This is a genomic window from Halorubrum rutilum, assembly GCF_042665015.1.
Classification (GTDB): Archaea; Halobacteriota; Halobacteria; order Halobacteriales; family Haloferacaceae; genus Halorubrum; species Halorubrum rutilum.
On record NZ_JBHTBL010000011.1, the window covers coordinates 326969 to 342666 of the forward strand.

Consider the following 15698-nt stretch of genomic DNA (forward strand, 5'->3'; position numbering starts at 1 on the left):
GATGTTTAAGTAGCGAAAGCGGGACCGTACGGATGCACGAACTGCAGGGGCGCCGGGTCCCGAGTCCGCGAGGGCGACGATACGACGCGAGTTGCGGTAGCCAAGCCTGGCCCAAGGCGCAGGGTTGCTAACTCTGTGGCGTCACTGCCTCCGGGGTTCGAATCCCCGCCGCAACGCTCGAACGGACCGAGCACCGCCGGATTCGCGCCGGTAGGGCTCACCACAACCAACACATGAGCACGGAAGAACCACAGGACGACTCGCCGGAGGAGGAGGAAGACCTCCAGTACTTCGTCCGGATCGGGGGCGCGGACCTCGACGGGACGAAGACGGTCGAGCGAAGCCTGTCCGAACTCGACGGCATCGGCACGCGCACGGCGCGGCTGGTCGCCGAGAAGGCCGACGTGGACAAGAACGCCACGTTCGGCCTCCTCGACGAGGGGGACATCGACGCGGTGGTCGACATCGCCGAGAACCTCGAAGACCACGTCCCGTCGTGGATGACGAACAGACAGAACGACTTCTACTCCGGGGAGACGACGCACCTCGTCGGCACCGACGTCAGCGAGAAGCGTCGCCACGACATCAACCGGATGAAGGTCATCGAATCGTACAAGGGCGTTCGCCACAAGCGCGGCCAGAAGGTACGCGGCCAGCGCACGAAGTCCACGGGTCGCTCGGAGGGGACCATCGGGGTCAACGTCGAGGAGATCCGCGAGGAGATGGCGGAAGACGAGGCGGGTGACGACGAATGAGCACCGGCAAGAACACGAAGGGATACGAGACGCCGAACCACCCGTACCAGGGCGAGCGGATCGCCGAGGAGTCAGACCTCCTCTCGCGGTACGGTCTGAAGAACAAAGAGGAGTTCTGGCGCGCCCAGTCCGAGCTGCGCAGCATGCGACGCGAGGCGCGTCGCCTGCTCGGCGAGGCCCAGGGCGACGTCGACGCCGCCCAGGAGGCCGGCTCGGAGTTCGTCGCGCGGCTCCGCCGCATCGGCATCCTCGGCGACAACGACGACATCTCCGCGGTCCTCTCGCTGGACGTGACCGACCTGCTCGAACGCCGCCTCCAGACGGTCGCCTACCGGCAGGGGTTCGCGTCCTCGACCCAGCAGGCCCGCCAGTTCATCGTCCACGGCCACATCACCGTCGACGGCGCGCGCGTCACGCGCCCATCGGTGAAGGTCGACGTGGACGACGAGGGCGCCATCGCCTTCGACGAGACGAGCCCGCTCGCGGACGATCTCCACCCCGAGCGCGCGGAGTCACAGGAGTAATCTACCATGAGTGAATCCGAGGACGGAAAGTGGGGCATCGCCCACGTGTACGCGTCGTTCAACAACACGCTCATCACGGTCACCGACGAGACGGGCGCCGAGACGATCGCCAAGTCGTCCGGCGGCACCGTGGTGAAGCAGAACCGCGACGAGGCGTCGCCGTACGCCGCCATGCAGATGGCGGAGGTCGTCGCCGAGCGCGTCAAGGACGCCGGCCTAGAGGGCGTGCACGTTCGCGTGCGCGGCCCGGGCGGCAACCTCAACAAGTCCACCGGTCCCGGTGCGCAGGCGACGATCCGCGCGCTCTCGCGTGCGGGCGTCGAGATCGGCCGGATCGAGGACGTCACGCCGATCCCGCACGACGGGACGAAGGCGCCGAAGAACAAGCGAGTCTGACATGACGGAAGACGACTTCGACGTCCAGTACGTCGAACGGGACGATCGCAGCGCGCGGGTGCTGATCCGCGGGCTCACGCCGGCGTTCGCGAACGGCATCCGCCGCGCGATGATCGCCGACGTCCCGACGTTCTCGATCGACACCGTCCGGTTCGTCGAGAACTCCTCCGTCATGTTCGACGAGATGATCGGCCTCCGGCTGGGGCTGGTGCCCCTGACGACGCCGCTCGACGACTTCGAGGTCGGCGACGAGGTCACCCTCGCGCTCGACGTCGAGGGCCCGGCGACGGCGTACTCCGGCGACATCGAGAGCGCCGACCCGCTCGTCGAGGTCGCCGACGAGAACGTCCCGATCATCGAGCTGAAGGAGGGACAGCGGCTGGAGTTCGAGGCGGACGCGGTGCTGAACACCGGCAAGGAGCACGCCAAACACCAGGGCGGCGTCTCGGTCGGCTACCGCCACCTCCAGCGCGTCTCGGTCGAGGGCGACCGCGGCGAGTTCGACGACGACGAGCCGAACATCCTCCGCGGCGTCATCGAGGCGCCCGACGGGTCGATAGAGCTCACCGACGAGTTCGACAACGACCTCTCGGAGCGGTTCCCCGGCAAGGAGGTCGCGGTCGAGGACGTCCCCGGCGCGTTCGTCTTCCACATCGAGACGGACGGGTCGTTCAGCGTCGAGGAACTGCTGCTCCGCGCGATCGACTCCATCGAGGAGCGCGCGGACGAACTACAGACGAAAGTCGCGGTCTAACGTAATGACGGACCTTCGAACCACGCGGCCGGCGCTCGCCCCTGCACGGAGCCGCGGCGCCGCCCGATCCGACGCCGCGTCGGGTCGCGTCGAGCCCGCGTCGGGTCGCCCCGACGCCGGGACCGAAAGTGGTTTGAAGGGAGCCGGGTTACGCAGGAGTGCACGCAGGGATAGCCAAGTCAGGCCAACGGCGCAGCGTTCAGGGCGCTGTCCTGTAGAGGTCCGCAGGTTCAAATCCTGCTCCCTGCACTCCGTTTTCACGAACTCTCCGACTCAGGAGGGACAGCTATGAGTAGCAAGACGAATCCGAAACTACAGAACCTCATCGCCGATCTGAAGTCGGTCTCGCGAGATTCCGGTGCCAACGTGTGGCAGGATATCGCCGACCGACTGGAGAAGCCACGGCGCACGCACGCTGAGGTCAACCTGGGCCGTATCGAACGGTACGCCCAGGAAGACGAGACGGTCGTCGTCCCCGGCAAGGTGCTGGGCAGCGGTGTGCTCGAAAAGAACGTCACCGTCGCCGCCGTCGACTTCTCGGGCACCGCCCGCACGAAGATCGACCGGGCCGGCGAAGCGGTGTCGCTCGAACAGTTCATCGAACAGAACCCCGAAGGGAGCGACGTCCGGGTGATCCGATGAGTCTCGCGAAGATCGACGCGGACGTCGTCGTCGACGCGCGGGACTGCATCCTCGGTCGCGTCTCGTCGAAGGTCGCGCAGCGCGTCCTCGACGGCGAGACGGTCGCCGTCGTCAACGCCGAGCGCGCGGTCATCACCGGCAACGAGGAGGCGACGATGGAGACGTACCACACCCGCGCGGAGCTCGGCTCCGACAGCGGGCCGTACTACCCCAAGCGCCCCGACCGGATCTTCAAGCGCGCCATCCGCGGCATGCTGCCGTACAAGACGGAGGACGGCCGCGAGGCGTTCTCGAACGTCCGCGTCTACGTGGGCAATCCCTACGAGCGCGACGACGTCGAGAGCGTCGTCCTCGACGGCACCTCGCTCGACCGCCTCTCGAACATCAAGTTCACGACGCTCGGGGAGATCTCCGAGTCTCTGGGAGCCAACGTCACATGGTAACTAACACCTCAGGCAAGAAGAAGACGGCCGTCGCCCGCGCCACCGTGCGCGACGGCGAGGGCCGCGTTCGCATCAACTCCCAGCCAGTCGAGCTGGTCGAACCGGAACAGGCGCGGCTCAAGATGCTGGAGCCGTTCCGCATCGCGGGCGAGGAGCTCCGCGACGGCGTCGACATCGACATCAACGTCGAGGGCGGCGGCTTCAGCGGCCAGGCCGACGCGACGCGGACCGCCATCGCGCGCGGCCTCGTCCAGCACCTCGGCGACGCCGAGCTGCGCGACGCGTACATGAACTTCGACCGCACGCTGCTGGTCAACGACGTGCGCCAGTCCGAACCCAAGAAGTGGGGCGGACCCGGCGCGCGTGCCCGCTACCAGAAGTCCTACCGCTGAGGTGATCCAGTCATGATGATCCCCGTCCGGTGTTTCACGTGCGGTAACGTCATCGGCGAACACTGGGAGGAGTTCAAGGAGCGCGCCCGCGAGGGCGACGAGGACCCGGGCGACGTGCTCGACGACCTCGGGGTCGACCGGCACTGCTGCCGCCGGATGATGGTCAGCCACCGCGACCTCGTCGACGTCGTCTCGCCGTACCAGTAACAATGTCAACACAGCGATACAATCGATACGAGAAGGCACGCATCCTCGGCGCGCGAGCGCTGCAGGTGTCGTACGGGGCGCCCGTGCTGATCGACACGGACCAGACGGAGCCCATCCTCGTCGCCGCGGAGGAGTACGACGCGGGCGCGCTCCCGTTCACGGTCCGGAGGGAGAGCTGATGACCCGCATCACCGGCGTCTCGCTGCGTCGCGTGCTCGACTCGCGGGGGAACCCGACCGTCGAGGCCGACGTGCTCACCGAGTCCGGCGGCTTCGGCCGCGGGGCGGCGCCCAGCGGGGCGTCCACCGGCGAGTACGAGGCGATCGAACTGCCCGCGGGCGAGTCGATCGCGAAGGCCCGCGAACACGCGGTCCCCCGTCTCGAAGGGCTGTACGCGGGCGACCAGCGCGCCGTCGACGCCGCGCTCCGCGCGGCCGACGGCACGGACGACTTCTCGAACATCGGCGCCAACAGCGCGGTCGCGATCTCGATGGCGGCCGCGAAGGCCGCCGCCGACGTGCTCGGCGCGCCGCTGTACCAGCACCTCGGCGGCGCGTTCCGCGGCGAGAACTTCCCGGTCCCGCTCGGCAACGTCGTCGGCGGCGGGGAGCACGCCAAGGAGGCGACGCACATCCAGGAGTTCCTCGCGGCGCCCGTCGGCGCGCCCAGCGTCTCGGAGGCCGTCTTCGCGAACGCCGCGGTCCACGCGGCGGTCGCGGACGTGCTCGACGAGCGCGGCGTGCCCGCGGCGAAGGGCGACGAGGGCGCGTGGGCGCCCCCGATCTCGGACGCCGACGCGTTCGAGGTCGTCGACGAGGCTGTCGACCGCGTCGAGGACGAAGTGGGCTTCGAGATCCGCTTCGGCCTCGACATGGCGGCCGCCGAGCTGTACGACGACGACCGAGAGGCGTACGTCTACGGCGACGAGGCGAAGTCGACCGACGAGCAGATCGAGTACGTCGCCGGCCTCGTCGACGAGTACGACCTCGCGTACGTCGAGGACCCGCTCGACGAGAACGACTACGAGGCGTTCGCGGCGCTGACCGACCGGGTCGGCGATCGGACGCTGATCTGCGGCGACGACCTGTTCGTCACCAACGTCGAGCGCCTGCGGGAGGGGATCGACGCGGGCGCGGCCAACAGCATCCTGATCAAGCCGAACCAGATCGGGACGCTGTCGGACGCGTTCGACGCGGTGGAGCTCGCCGCCCGAAACGGGTACGAGACGGTCATCTCGCACCGCTCGGGCGAGACGGAGGACACGACCATCGCACACCTCGCCGTGGCGACCGACGCCGGCTTCATCAAGACCGGCACGGTCGGCGGCGAGCGCACCGCCAAGCTGAACGAACTGATCCGCATCGCGGACGACGCGGTATGACGGGTCCACACCACGCATGAGCGAAGACAACGACGCGGTCGAACTCGACGACGACGCGGAGACCGAGGCGGTCGACGCGGCGGTCGAGGAGGAGGCCGACACGACCGAGGAACCGACCGCCGACGCGGCCGCGGAGGACGCGGCCGCCGACGCCGAGACCGACGACGACGCCGAGGCGACCGCAGGCGACGACGACCCGGACGAGGAGGAGGCCTCCCCGTTCGACGACGACGTCATGCCCGACGACGACGTCGACCTGCTGATCCCCGTCGAGGACTACCTCTCCGCCGGTGTCCACATCGGGACGCAGCAGAAGACGAAGGACATGGAGCGGTTCATCCACCGCGTCCGCGACGACGGCCTGTACGTGCTCGACGTGAGCACGACGGACCGGCGGATCCGCACCGCGGCGGACTTCCTCTCCAACTACGACCCCGAGCAGATCCTCGTCACGTCCTCGCGGCAGTACGGCCGGTTCCCGGCCGAGAAGTTCGCGGACGCCATCGGCGCCCGCGCCCGCACGGGGCGCTTCATCCCCGGCACGCTGACGAACCCCGACTACGCCGGCTACATCGAGCCGGACGTCGTCGTGGTGACCGACCCGATCGGCGACGCGCAGGCCGTCAAGGAGGCCATCACCGTCGGCATCCCGGTGATCGCGATGTGCGACTCCAACAACCAGCTGTCGAACGTCGACCTCGTCATCCCGACGAACAACAAGGGTCGACGCGCGCTGTCGGTCGTCTACTGGCTGCTCGCCAACGAGACGCTCGACCGCCGCGGCGCCGACACCGTGTTCGCCCTCGACGACTTCGAGGACGAGCTGTAACGCGGTCGCTTTTCGAGTTCGATTTCCGTTCGCCCGCACCGCCCGCGAGCCGCCGGTGAACCGACCGGCGGAGCGACGCGCTCAGACGATCTCCGGAGTGAACGGGTACGAGTACACCTTCCCGTCGTTGGCCCTCACCGTGGCGATGAGCACCAGGACCACGTCGGCGATCGCGACGATCGGGAAGAGCAGGAGCCCGATGAAGACGAAGCTCAGGACGCCGGCGATCAGCAGCGCGACGAAGACGACGATCTGGAAGTTCAGCGAGTTCTTCGCGTTCCGCTCGACGAGTTCGTCCCCGTCGTCCGCGAGGACCAGGAACAGGATCGGACCGAGGAACGAGGCGAAAAGCGCCGACGCGTGCGACAGCGCCGCCAGCGTCGTGTCGCCCTCGACGGTCTCGTCGTCGGTCTCGGCGGCCGGTGTTGACATAGCGAACGGTCGGTTTCGGAGCTAATTCATAAGCTTTGGGAGACATCGGCGGCGGTGAGCGGTCCCACACCGCTCAGTCGGCCGCCGCCGGCTCGTCCCCGCCGGTGTCGTCCCCGCCGACCTCGGCCTCGGCCGCCGGCACGTCGTGGGTCCAGCGGGGCTCGATCTCGCGGTTCGCCATCACGATCCGGTCGCCGGCGTCGGTGTCGATCCGGGTCTTCCGGAGCTCGATCGCGGCGACCGTCCCGGTCACGCCCTTCGCCTCGACGCGGTAGCCGACGTTGAAGTCGGGGTCGCGGAGGAGGTAGACGCCCGCGACCGTGTCTTCGATCATCTCGGAGAGCGCGTACGAGACGCCGAGCGCGATGAAGCCGACGGCGGTGCCCAGGCTCGCCGCGATGTCGCCCATACCCACGACCTTCAGGAACGTCAGCGCGACGCCGAACCACAGGAAGATTGCCACGAGCGTGGCGATGAGGTCGCCCACGAGCTCGCGGTCGCCGACGTAGATCCGGTCGATCGAGGTCCGGACCAGCGAGAGGACGACCCGCACCGTCAGGTACGCCAGCGCGAGGAAGATCAGCCCCGAGAGCAGTCGCGGGATCGCGACCGCCAACCCCTCGACGAAGTTCGCGACCGACCGCGTCAGCAGCGACGGGAGCGTCGTCATGGCGCGCACGACGACGGCCGGCGGTGAAAAGGTGGCGGGGTCGGCCGGCCTCGCCGTCCCGCTCCGGAGCCGGCGGGGACGCCCCGCCAAGCGCAACGCCTGTAAGCCCCCGGAGAGAGGGAGTTCGTATGACCGTCTGTGAGGCGCCGGGGAAGGTGTACCTCTTCGGCGAACACGCCGTCGTCTACGGCGAGCCCGCCGTGCCGGCCGCGATCGAGCGACGCGCGACCGTGAGCGTCGAGCCGCGCGACGACGACCACGTGCGCGTCGAGGCCGAGGACCTCTCGCTCGACGGCTTCACCGTGGAGTACTCCGGCGGCACCGGCGACCGCCCCGACGTCGACGTGCCGACGCCGCTGGTCGAGGCCGCGATGGGCTACGTCGACGCCGCGGTCGAGCAGGCGCGCGACGCGGCCGACGCCCCCGACGCCGGCTTCGACATCGCCGTCGAGAGCGACATCCCGCTCGGGGCCGGCCTCGGCTCGTCGGCGGCCGTCGTCGTCGCCGGCATCGACGCCGCGACGCGGGCGCTCGGGGAGCCGCTGGACCGACGCGAACTCGCCGAGCGCGCGTACCGCGCCGAGTACGAGGTGCAGGACGGGCAGGCCTCGCGCGCCGACACGTTCTGCTCGGCGACGGGCGGCGCGGTCCGCGTCGAGGGCGACGACTGCGAGCCGATCGAGGCGCCGAACCTCCCGCTCGTCGTCGGCTTCGACGGCGGCGCCGGCGACACCGGCGAGCTCGTGGCCGGCGTCGGCGCGCTCCGCGAGGAGTACGGGTTCGCGGCCGACGCCGTCGAGTCGATCGGCGACCTCGTCCGGACCGGGGAGGCGCTGCTGGCGGACGCCGCGCCCGGGGAGGAGCCCCCGGCGGCGCTGCTCGCGGAGCTCGGCGAGCTGATGGACTTCAACCACGGCCTGCTCTCGGCGCTCGGCGTCTCGGCGCGCTCGCTCGACGCGATGGTGTGGGCCGCTCGCGACGCGGGCGCGCACGGCGCGAAGCTCACCGGCGCGGGCGGCGGCGGCTGCATCGTCGCCCTCGACGCGAGCGACGCGACGGAGACCGCGCTCTCCTTCACGCAGGGCTGCGAGGAGGCGTTCCGCGCCGAGCTGGCGACGGAGGGCGTCCGGGTGGTGGAGCCGTGAGCGCGGACGCCGGAGCGGGCGAGGCGGACGGCGACCCCCCCGTCGTGCTCAAGCTCGGCGGGAGCCTGATCACGGAGAAGGACCGGCCGGAGACGCTCGACGAGGCGGCCCTCGCGGCCGCCTGCGACGCGGTCGCCGACGCCCTCGCCGACGGGACGGTCGAGCGCCTCGTCGTCGTCCACGGCGGCGGGAGCTTCGGCCACCACCACGCCAGCGAGCACGGCGTGTCGACGAGCGCGGGGACCCGCGACCCGGCGGCGGTGACGGACGTCCACGGCGCGATGACGGCGCTGAACCGGGCGGTGCTCGACCGGCTCCACGACCGCGACGTGCCCGCGGCGCCCGTCCATCCCCTGTCGCTCGCGGCCCGCCCGGAGGGGGTCGACGGCGCCCTTGACCTGCCGCTCTCGTCGACGGCGACGCTGCTCGGCGAGGGGTTCGTCCCGGTGCTCCACGGCGACGGCGTCGCGACCGCGGGCGCCGGGGTGACGGTGGTCTCGGGCGACGAGCTGGTCGTCGAGCTCGCGGCCGGCCTCGGCGCGCGCCGCGTCGGCGTCTGCTCGACCGTCCCGGGCGTCCTCGACGGCGACGGCGACGTGATCCCCGCGATCGACGACTTCGAGGCGGTCGCGGACGCGCTCGGCGCGAGCGACGCGACCGACGTCTCCGGCGGGATGGCCGCGAAGGTGCGGGAGCTCCTGGCGCTCGACGCCCCGGCCCACGTGTTCGGCGCCGAGGGGCTGGCGCCGTTCCTGCGCGGCGAGGACGCGGGGACCCGGATCGACTGACCGGCGTCGGCGGCTCCCCGACCCCGTACAGAACCCTTATTCGGCCCACCGCCCTCCCTCCGGGCATGAACGAAGCGGACGTGCGAGAGCGGCTCGCGGACGTGCGGGACCCCGATCTGGGGGACGACATCGTCTCGCTCGGGCTGGTGAACGACGTCGCCGTCGAGGGGGACGAGAGCGGGGCCGGCGGGACGGTCCGCGTGTCGCTCGCGCTCGGCGCCCCCTTCTCGCCCCACGAGTCCGAGATCGCCGAGGACGTCCGGGCGGCGCTCGCCGACACCGGGCTCGACGTGGAGCTGTCGGCGTCGGTCCCCGACGAGCTGGACGCGGACGAGCAGGTGCTGCCGGGCGTGAAGAACGTGATCGCGGTCGCCTCCGGGAAGGGCGGCGTCGGCAAGTCGACGATGGCCGTGAACGTCGCCGCGGGGCTCTCGGAGCTCGGCGCGCGCGTCGGCCTGTTCGACGCCGACGTGTACGGGCCGAACGTCCCCCGGATGGTCTCGGCCGAGGAGCGCCCGCAGACCGACGGCGAGACGATCGTCCCCCCCGAGCGGTTCGGGGTGAAGCTGATGAGCATGGACTTCCTCACCGGCGAGGACGATCCGGTCATCTGGCGCGGGCCGATGGTCCACAAGATCATCACCCAGCTCGTCGAGGACGTGGAGTGGGGCGAGCTCGACTACCTGATCATGGACCTCCCGCCGGGGACCGGCGACACCCAGCTCACCATCCTCCAGACACTCCCGCTGACGGGCGCCGTGATCGTCACGACCCCGCAGGAGGTCGCGCTCGACGACGCGGTGAAGGGGCTCCGGATGTTCGGCAAACACGACACGAACGTGCTCGGGATCGCGGAGAACATGGCCGGCTTCCGGTGCCCGGACTGCGGCGGCTTCCACGAGATCTTCGGCTCCGGCGGCGGGAAGGCGCTGGCGGGGGAGCACGACCTCCCCTTCCTGGGCGGCGTCCCGCTCGACCCGGCGGTCCGGACCGGCGGCGACGACGGCGAGCCGGTCGTGCTCGACGAGGGGGAGACCGCCGACGCGTTCCGGGTGATCGTGGAGAACGTCGCGAACAACGCCGGCGTCGTCCGCCGCCGCGGGGTGAGCGAGGAGCGATGAGCGGGGAGCGCGACGACGGCGAGCCCGCGGGCGACGGGGACGCGGGCGACCGACCCGCAGGCGGGGCGAAGGGCGACGACCCCGCCGACCCCCTCGACGCCGCCGGCGTGGACCCGGTCGTCCCGGACGCCGTCGCCGACGCGGCCGACGAGGAGTTCCCCGACGACGACGAGATCCGCGCGTTCCTCCGTGAGGTCGCGGCCGACGTGCGCGGCGACAGCTCCGAGAGCAAGCAGCTCTCGGCGGTCCTCTACCGGGTGTCTGACCTGTACGACCCCGACGAGCAGACCTCGCCGGAGGAGATCTATCTGAACGTCCGGCACATCATGCGGATCAAGGCGGAAGGCGGACTCCGTCGCTGAGGCGCGCGGGACGGGCGGACGTCCGAGCGATCGGAACGCGTCGCCGGCTTCCTCGACCGCCGCCGCTCAGTCGTCCGAACCGTCCCTCGACGCGGAGTCGATCGGCCGCTCGTCCAGCGGCGTCGCCTCGTCGACGACGTCAGCCAGGCCGAGCCGATCGAGGGTCTCCGGCGTCGGCAGGCCGCGCGGACCCCAGCCGCGGGCGGCGTAGTACCGGTCCAGCAGGCGGTCGAACGCGTCGCCGTCGACGCCAGGGGTCCCGTCGGCCGCGGCCGAGCCGAGCGGGGCGGGGAGCGCGTCGTCCGTGCGGTCGAACCCCTCGCGGGCGTTGAACAGCCGCGTGAGGGTCCAGATCCGCTCGCCGGTCGTCGCGAGCGCGACGTCAGAGCCGGCGGCCGGGTGGTCGACCGCCGCGAGCCACTCCGCGCCGAGGTCGGTCCAGACCGCCTCGCCGACGAAGTCGTCGACGACGAGGCTCCAGAGCACGGACCGGGCGTTCTGTTCGCCGACCACGCCGCGCACCAGGTCGCCGGGCGAGCGCTCGCCGGCGGCGAACGGCTCGCTGTCCTGCGGTCGCGCCCGGCGGTGACACGCGCCGCGGTCGCTCGTCGCGTACGCGAGGGCGACGCCGACCGCGGCGCGGGGGTCGAAGCCGGGCAGCGCCATCGACTTCACCGTGGGCACCAACCCCTCGCCGCCGAACCGCGCCGCGGCGACGTCGATCCCGTCGGCGAGCGCGTCCGGGAGGTCGGGGTCGATGTCGAGGTCGGGAGGCGCCTCGCGGGCCGCGATCGCCTCCAGCAGTCGCTCGGCCCCGTCGGCGTCGCCGAACCCGACCGGACAGTCGACGACGCCCGCCTCCCCGGCGCGGACCGCCCACGCGACCGCGTTGCCCGCGCCGATCACGTCGAGGCCGAGCCGGTCGCAGACGCCGCAGAGCTCGACGACGCGGTCGAAGTCGTCGATCCCCAGCCCCGCGCCGAGCGTGATCGGCGCCGCGCCGCGCGGGACCACCTCGCCGTCGGGCGTGTCGATCCGGAAGCCGCCGGGGACGACCGGCCCGTCGCCCTCGGGGCGTCCCGGCTCGTCGCCGGCTCCCCGGTCGCCGACCCGCTCACGCCCCGTCGCGCGCTCCAGCGCGGCCTCGACCCCGATGTCGTCGGTCCCCTCGAACCCGGTCTCGGTCCACCCCTCGGCGGCGAGGATCCCGACCTCGTTCGCGTAGTCGACCGTCTCGACCGTCTCGCCGGCCGCCTGCCACTCGCCGGTCGGATCCCGGCCGTACGCCGCCGCGTCGCGGTCGCGGAGGGCCGCGAGGTCGTCCGGGACGGCCGGCGGGGGACCGCGGGCGACGACGGCCTTCAGGCGCTTCGATCCCATCACCGCGCCGGCCCCGCCGCGGCCCGCGTGGTGGGCGCCGCCGTCGCTCGCGACCGTCGCGTAGGCCGCCTCGCGCTCGCCGGCGGGACCGACGCAGGCGACCCCGGCGTCCGGGAAGCGCTCCGCGGTCTCGGCGGCGTCGGCGCCCCACGCGTCGCTCGGCTCGATCCGGGCGCGCCCCTCCTCGACCTCGATCCGGACCGGGCGGTCGGCGGCGCCGGTCACGAGCAGCCCGAGGCAGTCGTCGAGCGAGCCCGCGAGCCGGTCGGCGAAGTCGCCGCCGGCGTACGAGTCGAGGAAGCCGCCGGTGAGCGGGGACTTCGTCACCGCGGCGTAACGCGTCTCCCCGGGGAGGTAGCCCGCGAGCGGTCCGACGAGGAAACAGAGGAGGTTCGCCGGCCCCGTCGGGTCCGTCCCCGGCGACAGCGCCTCGTAGAGGTAGCGCGCGCCGAGCCCCTTCCCCCCGAGGAAGTCGCGCCGCCAGCCGCGCGGGACGCGCTCGCGGGCGGTCTCGCCGGCCGAGAGGTCGACGCGGAGGACGCGGGTTCGGCTCCGACTCATTCAGACGCCCTGCGCGGCGGAGACGTATCAATCTGTTCGCCGGCCGGCTCGGACCGCGTTCGGCGCCCGGCCCGGACCGTCCGGCCGCCGGTCCCGACCGCCGCGCCGACCGGACCGCCAGAGTGAGGCCCGCGGCGACCGAACGGCCGGCCATGGACCTGACGACCGCGCTCGACGCCCGCGACGCGACCGTCTGCGTCGTCGGCGCGGGCGGCAAGAAGTCGACGCTGTTCGCGCTCGCCGACCGACTCGACCGGGCGGTAGTGACCGCCAGCGTCCGGATCCCGATCTTCGACGACCGCGTCGCCGCGGTGCGCGTGACCGAGGACCCGATCGCCGCGATCGAGGCGGCGGAATCCGGCGACTGGCCGCTCGGGCTGGTCCCCGAGCGCGACCGGTCGGACCGGTACCTCGGGTACGACACCGACACGGTCGGCGGGATCGCCGACGCCGCGCCGGGCGCGACGCTCGTGAAGGCGGACGGCGCGCGGCTCCGGGAGTTCAAGGCGCCGGGCGACCGCGAGCCGCAGATCCCGTCGAACGCGGATGTCGTCGTCCCGATCGCGAGCGCGCACGTCGTCGGCGAGCCCCTCACCGAGGAGCTCGTCCACCGGCCGGACGCGGTCGCCGCGATCACGGGCCGCGAGATCGGCGACGAGATCCGCCCCGCCGACGTCGCGACCGTCCTCGCGAGCCCGGCCGGCGGGCTGAAGGGCGTCCCCGGCGGCGCGACCGCGATCCCGGTCGTGAACAAGGTCGACGACGAGTCGGACGCGGCCGCGGCCCGGGCGGTCGCCCGAGAGACCCTCTATCGCGCCGACGTGCCGCGCGTCCTCCTCACGCGCCTGATCGCGGACGATCCGGTCGTCGAGGTCGTCGAGTAGGGACCCGGCGAGCGGGCCGGCCGGTCCGTCTACGATCGCGCGTCAGAGAGCTCCTCGAACGACCGCCAGAGCGCCCGGTACAGCGTCCACGCGTCGACGCCGGTCCGCTCCATCACGGCCCGACAGGCGTCGTCGAACCGCCGGTAGTCGGCGATCGACGGCGGGTCCGGGTAGGGGTCGTCGAACTCGCCGGCCGCGGCCAACACCGCCCACGTCCGGCGGTCGATCGCGACGAACCGCTCGGGGGCGAGGAACTGGCAGAACCCCGACGCGACCGCGACGTCGACCCCGTCGAGCGCGGCGAGCGCGTCGAGGGCGGCGTCGACGTCGCGGTCGGCTGAGACATCGTCGTCGCTCCCGCCTTCGCCCCGCGTCCCGACCGCTTCCGCGGCCGTTTCGACGGCGTCCGCCACGTCGCCGAAGTCGTTGTCGCGGAACGCCTCCTCGCGCTCGCGCCGCTCTCGGTCCGGGTAGTCGCCGAGGTACCGCCGGAAGTACCACCGGACGACCCACTGGGCGTCCCGCCGACCGTACTCGTCGCCGGCGAACGTCTCCGGGACCGTCTCGACGTGTTGCAGCTCCACGTCGTACAGCGGTTCCGCCTCCGCGTACGCCCGGGCGCGGTCCCGGACGGTCGACTCGCTCAGGTCCATCGCCTCGCGGTAGGGGGGTCGAACGGATGAACGTTGGTCCCGATCGTTCCGATCGATCGTTTCATACCGGCGTGGTCACTGGTACCGCACATGACAGACGACCGGGTTCCGGTCACCGTCCTCAGCGGCTACCTCGGCGCCGGGAAGACGACGCTCGTCAACCACCTGCTCTCGAACCCCGGCGACCGGCGGATCGCCGTCATCCTGAACGACATGGGCGAGGTGAACGTCGACGCCGAGAAGATCGCCCGCGAGAACGACGAGGAGGGGGTCGTCGACCTCTCGAACGGCTGTATCTGCTGTCGGCTTCAGGACGACCTGCTCTCCGAGGCCGCCGCGCTCGCCGACTCGCGGGAGTTCGACTACCTCCTCGTCGAGTCGTCGGGCATCTCGGAGCCGGTGCCGATCGCCCGGGCGTTCACGGAAGGGACCGAGGACAGCGACGTCGACCCGCGGGAGCGGTTCCGGTTGGACACGATGGTCACCGTCCTCGACGCCTACGGCTTCTGGAAGGAGTTCGACGCGGGCGAGAGCCTCCCCGGCGGGGCGGAGCCGGAGACGGACCGCCCGCTCGCGGACGTGCTCGTCGAGGGGATCGAGTTCTGCGACGTGCTCCTCGTGAACAAGACCGACATGGTGCCCGACGACGTGCTCGACCGGATCGAGGCGGTCGCCGAGCGACTGGGACCGAGGGCGAAGCGGATCCGGACCACCTACTCCGCGGTCGACCCCGGCGAGGTGCTCGACACCGGGCGGTTCGACTTCGAGGCGGCGAAGGGGTCGGCGGGGTGGAAGCGCGCCATCGCCGACGAGGAGGGCGAGGGCCACGACCACGACGGCGGAGAGGGAGGCCACGACCACGCGCACCCCGAGGGCGCGGCTGCCGCGCACGGGGTCGGCTCGTTCGTCTACCGGTCGAGCGACCCCCTCGATCCGGGCGCGTTCGGCGAGTGGCTCGACGACTGGGACGGGTCGATCGTCCGGGCGAAGGGCGTGGTCCGGGTGGCGGGCACCGACGACGTGATCGGCGTGAGCCAGGCCGGCCCGTCGGTCCAGGCCGGGCCGATCGGCGAGTGGGGGCCGGACGACGACCGCCGGACGCGGCTCGTGTTCATCGGCGAGGACCTCGACGAGACACGGATTCGCGAGGAGCTGGCCGGACTCGCCGCGGAGGGCGGCGAGCCGACGGCGGACCCGGACGCGGTGTTCCCGATCTAGATCCCCAGTTCGCTCCGGAGGTCGTCCCACTCCTCGTGGAAGCCGTGGGTCGACTCCGTCTCCGCGCCGACCGCCGACTGGTACGTCTCGTCGTACTTCAGCAGCTCCCCCCACCCGTCGTGGAAGGCCCAGTTACAGTACTGACACATGACCGGGACCAC

The 15698-nt window shown here is 71.8% G+C and carries 22 protein-coding genes and 2 tRNA genes; 19 read left to right on the plus strand and 5 right to left on the minus strand.

The window, feature by feature from the left end; genetic code table 11:
- Positions 1-90 precede the first annotated feature (90 nt).
- The 13 genes from ACFQMF_RS13115 (at position 91) to rpsB (ending at position 6323) form a co-directional block, all read left to right on the plus strand.
- Positions 91-176, plus strand: a tRNA-Ser gene (locus tag ACFQMF_RS13115).
- Between the two features lie 57 nt (positions 177-233).
- Positions 234-755, plus strand: coding sequence for a 30S ribosomal protein S13 (locus ACFQMF_RS13120; protein WP_256408242.1), 522 nt, complete (start codon positions 234-236; stop codon positions 753-755).
- Positions 752-1279, plus strand: a complete 528-nt coding sequence (locus tag ACFQMF_RS13125) for a 30S ribosomal protein S4 (RefSeq protein ID WP_256408243.1) — start codon at positions 752-754, stop codon at positions 1277-1279. The genes ACFQMF_RS13120 and ACFQMF_RS13125 overlap by 4 nt, the downstream gene beginning before the upstream one ends.
- Positions 1280-1285: 6 nt before the next feature.
- On the plus strand, positions 1286-1675 hold the full coding sequence (locus ACFQMF_RS13130) for a 30S ribosomal protein S11 (protein ID WP_004046448.1): 390 nt from the start codon (positions 1286-1288) through the stop codon (positions 1673-1675).
- Between the two features lies 1 nt (position 1676).
- Entirely contained in the window at positions 1677-2429 is a 753-nt protein-coding gene (locus tag ACFQMF_RS13135) for a DNA-directed RNA polymerase subunit D (protein ID WP_256408244.1), read from the plus strand.
- A gap of 164 nt (positions 2430-2593) precedes the next feature.
- Positions 2594-2678, plus strand: a tRNA-Leu gene (locus ACFQMF_RS13140).
- 39 nt (positions 2679-2717) lie between these two features.
- On the plus strand, positions 2718-3071 hold the full coding sequence (locus ACFQMF_RS13145; RefSeq protein ID WP_256408245.1) for a 50S ribosomal protein L18e: 354 nt from the start codon (positions 2718-2720) through the stop codon (positions 3069-3071).
- Entirely contained in the window at positions 3068-3514 is a 447-nt protein-coding gene (locus ACFQMF_RS13150) for a 50S ribosomal protein L13 (RefSeq protein ID WP_256408246.1), read from the plus strand. Before ACFQMF_RS13145 ends, ACFQMF_RS13150 begins: the two co-directional genes overlap by 4 nt.
- Positions 3508-3906 carry a 30S ribosomal protein S9 gene (locus ACFQMF_RS13155; RefSeq protein ID WP_144796565.1) on the plus strand — a complete coding sequence of 133 codons (399 nt, stop codon included), beginning with the start codon at positions 3508-3510 and terminating at the stop codon, positions 3904-3906. The genes ACFQMF_RS13150 and ACFQMF_RS13155 overlap by 7 nt, the downstream gene beginning before the upstream one ends.
- A 12-nt stretch (positions 3907-3918) precedes the next feature.
- Entirely contained in the window at positions 3919-4113 is a 195-nt protein-coding gene (locus ACFQMF_RS13160) for a DNA-directed RNA polymerase subunit N (protein WP_092564719.1), read from the plus strand.
- A 2-nt stretch (positions 4114-4115) separates the two neighbouring features.
- Entirely contained in the window at positions 4116-4292 is a 177-nt protein-coding gene (locus ACFQMF_RS13165; protein ID WP_256408247.1) for a DNA-directed RNA polymerase subunit K, read from the plus strand.
- Positions 4292-5494 (plus strand): phosphopyruvate hydratase, encoded by a 1203-nt coding sequence (gene eno, locus ACFQMF_RS13170; RefSeq protein ID WP_256408248.1) that lies wholly within the window; start codon positions 4292-4294, stop codon positions 5492-5494. The genes ACFQMF_RS13165 and eno overlap by 1 nt, the downstream gene beginning before the upstream one ends.
- A 16-nt stretch (positions 5495-5510) precedes the next feature.
- The gene (rpsB, locus tag ACFQMF_RS13175; protein ID WP_256408249.1) at positions 5511-6323 is read left to right on the plus strand and encodes a 30S ribosomal protein S2; all 813 of its coding nucleotides are present in this window, start codon (positions 5511-5513) and stop codon (positions 6321-6323) included.
- A gap of 81 nt (positions 6324-6404) precedes the next feature.
- Here the strand turns inward: rpsB and ACFQMF_RS13180 are convergent, their stop codons facing one another.
- Both ACFQMF_RS13180 and ACFQMF_RS13185 read right to left on the minus strand, forming a co-directional pair.
- Positions 6405-6755, minus strand: a complete 351-nt coding sequence (locus ACFQMF_RS13180) for a DUF4870 domain-containing protein (protein ID WP_256408250.1) — start codon at positions 6753-6755, stop codon at positions 6405-6407.
- Between the two features lie 73 nt (positions 6756-6828).
- Positions 6829-7425, minus strand: a complete 597-nt coding sequence (locus tag ACFQMF_RS13185) for a mechanosensitive ion channel domain-containing protein (RefSeq protein WP_256408251.1) — start codon at positions 7423-7425, stop codon at positions 6829-6831.
- 128 nt (positions 7426-7553) lie between these two features.
- Here ACFQMF_RS13185 and mvk point away from each other — a divergent pair, with 128 nt between their 5' ends.
- The 4 genes from mvk to ACFQMF_RS13205 all read left to right on the plus strand — a co-directional run bounded on the left by mvk (position 7554) and on the right by ACFQMF_RS13205 (position 10841).
- On the plus strand, positions 7554-8570 hold the full coding sequence (gene mvk / locus ACFQMF_RS13190) for a mevalonate kinase (RefSeq protein ID WP_256408252.1): 1017 nt from the start codon (positions 7554-7556) through the stop codon (positions 8568-8570).
- On the plus strand, positions 8567-9358 hold the full coding sequence (locus ACFQMF_RS13195) for an isopentenyl phosphate kinase (protein WP_256408253.1): 792 nt from the start codon (positions 8567-8569) through the stop codon (positions 9356-9358). The genes mvk and ACFQMF_RS13195 overlap by 4 nt, the downstream gene beginning before the upstream one ends.
- Positions 9359-9423: 65 nt before the next feature.
- Positions 9424-10479 carry an Mrp/NBP35 family ATP-binding protein gene (locus ACFQMF_RS13200; RefSeq protein ID WP_256408254.1) on the plus strand — a complete coding sequence of 352 codons (1056 nt, stop codon included), beginning with the start codon at positions 9424-9426 and terminating at the stop codon, positions 10477-10479.
- Positions 10476-10841, plus strand: a complete 366-nt coding sequence (locus tag ACFQMF_RS13205) for a hypothetical protein (protein WP_256408255.1) — start codon at positions 10476-10478, stop codon at positions 10839-10841. The genes ACFQMF_RS13200 and ACFQMF_RS13205 overlap by 4 nt, the downstream gene beginning before the upstream one ends.
- Positions 10842-10907: 66 nt before the next feature.
- Here ACFQMF_RS13205 and ACFQMF_RS13210 read toward each other — a convergent pair whose 3' ends face one another.
- The gene (locus ACFQMF_RS13210) at positions 10908-12782 is read right to left on the minus strand and encodes an aldehyde ferredoxin oxidoreductase family protein (RefSeq protein ID WP_256408256.1); all 1875 of its coding nucleotides are present in this window, start codon (positions 12780-12782) and stop codon (positions 10908-10910) included.
- A 152-nt stretch (positions 12783-12934) separates the two neighbouring features.
- Between ACFQMF_RS13210 and yqeC the strand changes: the two genes are divergently transcribed.
- Positions 12935-13666, plus strand: coding sequence for a selenium cofactor biosynthesis protein YqeC (yqeC, locus tag ACFQMF_RS13215; protein WP_256408257.1), 732 nt, complete (start codon positions 12935-12937; stop codon positions 13664-13666).
- Between the two features lie 29 nt (positions 13667-13695).
- Here the strand turns inward: yqeC and ACFQMF_RS13220 are convergent, their stop codons facing one another.
- On the minus strand, positions 13696-14319 hold the full coding sequence (locus tag ACFQMF_RS13220; protein ID WP_256408258.1) for a hypothetical protein: 624 nt from the start codon (positions 14317-14319) through the stop codon (positions 13696-13698).
- A gap of 90 nt (positions 14320-14409) precedes the next feature.
- Between ACFQMF_RS13220 and ACFQMF_RS13225 the strand changes: the two genes are divergently transcribed.
- The gene (locus ACFQMF_RS13225; RefSeq protein ID WP_256408259.1) at positions 14410-15537 is read left to right on the plus strand and encodes a CobW family GTP-binding protein; all 1128 of its coding nucleotides are present in this window, start codon (positions 14410-14412) and stop codon (positions 15535-15537) included.
- On the opposite strand, the gene ACFQMF_RS13230 is transcribed toward ACFQMF_RS13225, so the two are convergent.
- Positions 15534-15686 (minus strand): hypothetical protein, encoded by a 153-nt coding sequence (locus ACFQMF_RS13230; RefSeq protein WP_256408260.1) that lies wholly within the window; start codon positions 15684-15686, stop codon positions 15534-15536. The two genes, ACFQMF_RS13225 and ACFQMF_RS13230, sit on opposite strands and share 4 nt — an antisense overlap.
- Between the last annotated feature and the right edge of the window lie 12 nt (positions 15687-15698).